The sequence below is a fragment of the Chamaesiphon polymorphus CCALA 037 genome, assembly GCF_003003845.1.
Classification (GTDB): domain Bacteria; phylum Cyanobacteriota; class Cyanobacteriia; order Cyanobacteriales; family Chamaesiphonaceae; genus Chamaesiphon; species Chamaesiphon polymorphus.
Genome location: NZ_PVWO01000527.1, coordinates 1 through 3,877 on the forward strand (window position 1 = coordinate 1; position 3,877 = coordinate 3,877).

The window sequence follows — 3,877 nt, forward strand, 5'->3', positions numbered from 1 at the left end:
CGCAGTAAAGGTTTCAAGCGTCAAATCGACGCACCACCTAAAATCATTATACTTTGCCGTGAAAATAACGATCGACTAAGCCCTCAAACCCTCTCCAGCAGAGGCATCGACGCACCTCGACGAAAATACGTCGTTTCAGCCGATCGAGGGGGGTGCGTCGATTTTGAGTAAAAAAATATTTAGATGGTATAACTACCAGGCATTAATTCTAACTCGATCGATCTTTCAACGTTCGACCCGAATGTAGTGTCCAAAAACAACCCTGCAAAATCGCTCCCCAACCATAGTCAGAGAGCGCAAGAGCGGAATGAAGTAATTTTTACAAACCTAATTTAAATCCTCACGAGCTGGACTAATCCGAGATTCATACTGTTGTTTGATAATGGCATATTCGCGATCGAGTGCGGCTAAATCCTCTTCATAATTGGCGGTAATTTCCGCTTTTTTTGCAGAGCGAGCGGCTGCTATTAACTGCTGGGCTTCATGTTGCGGTCTGCCAGTTGTATCGATGTTTAAGCGAGCGGTTTGAAGACTCTCAATCTCGGCTCTATAGCCTTTGGCGCGTTGTTGATGATAGCGATGATATTCCAAATCTAGCTCGGCTATTCTTTGGTTAAATACCTCGATATCGTAATTAGCCTTTAACATCGATTCTGATTTAAATGGTGTTTGGGGGTCATTATTTAGAATCCAAGCAATATATCGATCGATAAATTCTTCTCGATACTCTCTGTCATCGGGGATTAACTTTAATTTCGCAGGATTCATTACTGGTTGCTTCAAAGTAGACAACATCAAAGGCTCAGAATCGCTAGCCTCAAGATTCTTGGCATTATTAACTCTAGTCACGCTTGACTTGACAATCGATCGCATAATTTGTTTAATTACTTGCCGTTTTATCATCTGGTTCTGTATCCTTTTGTAAGATAGAAGTATATTCGTCTAGTAGTTGTCGATAGGCTGAAGGCAATTCAAAGAATTCAGCATATAAATAAGCGATGCCTAACAGAAAAGATACGGGTAAAGCTGCACCAACCAATGCTGCGATAATCCCATTAGGTAGCAAGATTGAGAACACTGTAATTGCCTCGATCGACATCAAACCGCCGCAAATAGATTTCACCAGAGGATTGGGAAGTGAATCGAATTTAGATTCAACTCGTTCTAATTGAGCTTGGTAGGTTATATTGTAAAATTCTTCTAGGTTCATAAATTTAGCACTAGTGTAGGTCGATCGAATTGTACTGAGTGAAGCAGAAGTGAGCCGAAACAGGAGCGATATTTAGGGTTAAATATTCATCCCATCATTGATGCTCTTAGAAGCCACTTTGCTCTTGCGCGCAGCTTTGCTGTTGTAATTGAGCAACCAGCCCACCATCACAGTTCCAGCCAGCCCATCTGCAATACCCGCCCCAATGACACCGCCAGCAATGGTAGCAGGTGCCACCATGATGCCAGGAACAGTGTATTTAGCGACTTGGTGTGAAGAGGCACTAAAAGTCATCGCGCCGATCGCAATCACGATCGCTTGAGCGGTTTGGCGGTAACTATCTGGGAATTTGCTCTGAGTAAGGGGTTTGAGGGCATTGATGCGATCGAGTGCCAAATCCTCCTTAGCTGCTTGCTCGATCGCTGCAATCAACGCTAGTTGTTTGTCATGGCTCAACTTTTTGAAGTCTTCGGTGGAAAGACGTTTCCAGCGGTTGATGCGATCGCGACGATTGGGGGTCATAATTATATTTAGCTCCTTTCATTAGTTGACAGTTGACAGCGAAGTTATTAGGGCGGAGGGCTTTAAATCCTCCTTATTTGGCAGCAGATCCGTTGGTTGAGTGTAGTCGAAACCAACGGAAGCGATCGATTATTTTCTAGCTCGATCGAACACCCAGTCGATACCACATTCTTTAGCTTGTACAAAGCTGCAAACTTTGACGTTTGGTACCTTGGCTAAAGTCCGGTTCAATTGACCTTGCAGAACGGTTTCTGGGCCAATAATCGTTAAGAATCCCTCCTTGGTAATTTTCTGCACTAGCACCGAAAGGGTCGCCGAATCGATTGCCTTTTTACCTGTGGTAGGTTCGGCGGCTTGGATAACTAAAATTGCGGCAACTTTGCCTGAAGCACCCAAGACACGCTGATGTTGAATTACCTCATCCATGCTGCTTAGAGCCGCAATCAGATCGGTTCCTGGCTCTTTACCGATCCCTGGTGGAGCAGTAGCCGCTCGATCGCAATCTAGATTTTGATTGCTGGTATAATTTGCGTTATTTACGATTTGAACTCGATCGGCAAACTTACCGTCGATAACTAGATCTTTTTCGATCAATTGCTCTTGTCTATGACGACAAATTTTAGTTACCTCTGCTCGATTGATTTGATTTGATTGGGATGTGTCGCCAAAGAACACACTTAATACTCCTTGTATTCGGGTATAACCGAACATCTGGAACGCAAGCCCGATCGCTAATAATGCAATTACCCAAGCAGCAGGCGATCGATAAATTGGTTGTACTGATGATGATGTCATGGTTTAGATCTCCTACTTTTGCTCTGGTTTGCTATTAAATTAATTGAGAATTGAGAATTGACACTTCGACAAGCGATACAGTGAGCGGAGCGTTGCATCGATCGAACTCGAAGTGACGAAGTACTCAGTGCAAGGAATTCGGTTTTTAGGATGCGTATTTAACTATTTATAGATTGACATATCGGCAGAAAAGAGCTTTTCTGGTGTAAGAGGGTGAACAAAGATTAACAAATATACTCGGTCTAATTCTCCTGCCTCTATAGGCGGAATTCTTTGGGGATGGGGTTTAAATCCCATCCCAAAAAACAACGCTGTCAACTGTCAACTGTCAACTGATTTAACGAGATGGGCAACGCTCTGGCTGTTGGCGATCGCCAGAACCATTCAATAAACCACCTGCTTTTGATAACCAATCGTTATCATCTTTCTGTTCTTCAATCCCCAGCAGGCTATGAGCGATAGGTTTAAGGAAGGGATTGCGTTCTGCACTCGCCCCCAGTTTAAAAATAGTCAGCCCTAACCACCCAACAAAAACACAGGTGAGGACGATAGCGATCGAATTAGAAACAAATTTGAAAGGGTTCATCATGACTTGCCAATTAGTTAGGTAAAGTGAATTAAAACTTGGTTCAAAACTATGTCACAGCGGTACTAGGCTGTACAAGAGAGGATGTGGGATAAATCGATGAGATTACTACCCGCAGCTTGTTTGAGAGCTTTCCCAGTGGTTTTGAGATGGGCGACTACGGTAAAATCGATCCCCTTATCTTTAAGTCGGTTGACGACGGGGAAAAAGTCAGCATCCCCACCACCGCAGAGAATTACTCGATCGCCAGGAGCCGCTGCAACGGCATCGATCGCTATTTGAACATCATCACCTTTGGTTTTATATTTGCCACCGCCAATGTCAACCATTGGGAAGAGTAATACTTCAAAACCAATTTGGTTCAAATAGGCGATAAAGTGTTTTTGAGATTGGCTGCCTGTATCGGCAAGATAAAATTTACACTTGACTTTATTTGCTCCTTGAGTTAATGTTTTGCGGATGAGTTGATAGTCGAGCTTGCCTAGCTCTTTTTCGACAAAATACATCGCATTACCATCTACTAGTAGATGAGTGGTTGATTGTTTAATCGGAATAACATTACTTTTGGTTTCTTCCTTTGCTCTCAGACTATTTAGCTGCGCGATCGTGGTTTGATAATCGACAATTTCTTGGGCTTGAGCGGCGATAGTCGATCGATGGCTATGGTTGAGTTGTTGGATTTTATGAATCTCACGAACTTGGAGATTTAGTTGAGTTTTTTGGATTAGAACTTGATGTTCTAATTGATTCGTAAGCTCTCCCAG

Annotated in this window: 6 protein-coding genes; all 6 read right to left on the reverse strand. The window is 43.2% G+C overall.

The features are described from left to right. Nucleotides 1–327: 327 nt before the first annotated feature. A complete protein-coding gene (locus tag C7B77_RS25730; RefSeq protein ID WP_106311689.1) occupies nt 328–903 on the reverse strand; it encodes a hypothetical protein in 576 nt (191 codons plus the stop codon). Beyond that, on the reverse strand, nt 881–1,210 hold the full coding sequence (locus tag C7B77_RS25735; protein ID WP_106311692.1) for a hypothetical protein: 330 nt from the start codon (nt 1,208–1,210) through the stop codon (nt 881–883). The genes C7B77_RS25730 and C7B77_RS25735 overlap by 23 nt, the downstream gene beginning before the upstream one ends. Nucleotides 1,211–1,288: 78 nt before the next feature. Further along, nucleotides 1,289–1,732 (reverse strand): hypothetical protein, encoded by a 444-nt coding sequence (locus tag C7B77_RS25740; RefSeq protein ID WP_106311695.1) that lies wholly within the window; start codon nt 1,730–1,732, stop codon nt 1,289–1,291. A gap of 129 nt (nt 1,733–1,861) precedes the next feature. Continuing rightward, nucleotides 1,862–2,527, reverse strand: coding sequence for a hypothetical protein (locus tag C7B77_RS25745; protein WP_106311698.1), 666 nt, complete (start codon nt 2,525–2,527; stop codon nt 1,862–1,864). Between the two features lie 337 nt (nt 2,528–2,864). Beyond that, nucleotides 2,865–3,116, reverse strand: a complete 252-nt coding sequence (locus C7B77_RS25750; RefSeq protein ID WP_146138520.1) for a hypothetical protein — start codon at nt 3,114–3,116, stop codon at nt 2,865–2,867. A 62-nt stretch (nt 3,117–3,178) separates the two neighbouring features. Next, nucleotides 3,179–3,877, reverse strand: a 699-nt coding sequence (locus C7B77_RS25755; protein ID WP_181244036.1) for an NYN domain-containing protein, incomplete at its 5' end; no start/stop codon positions are given.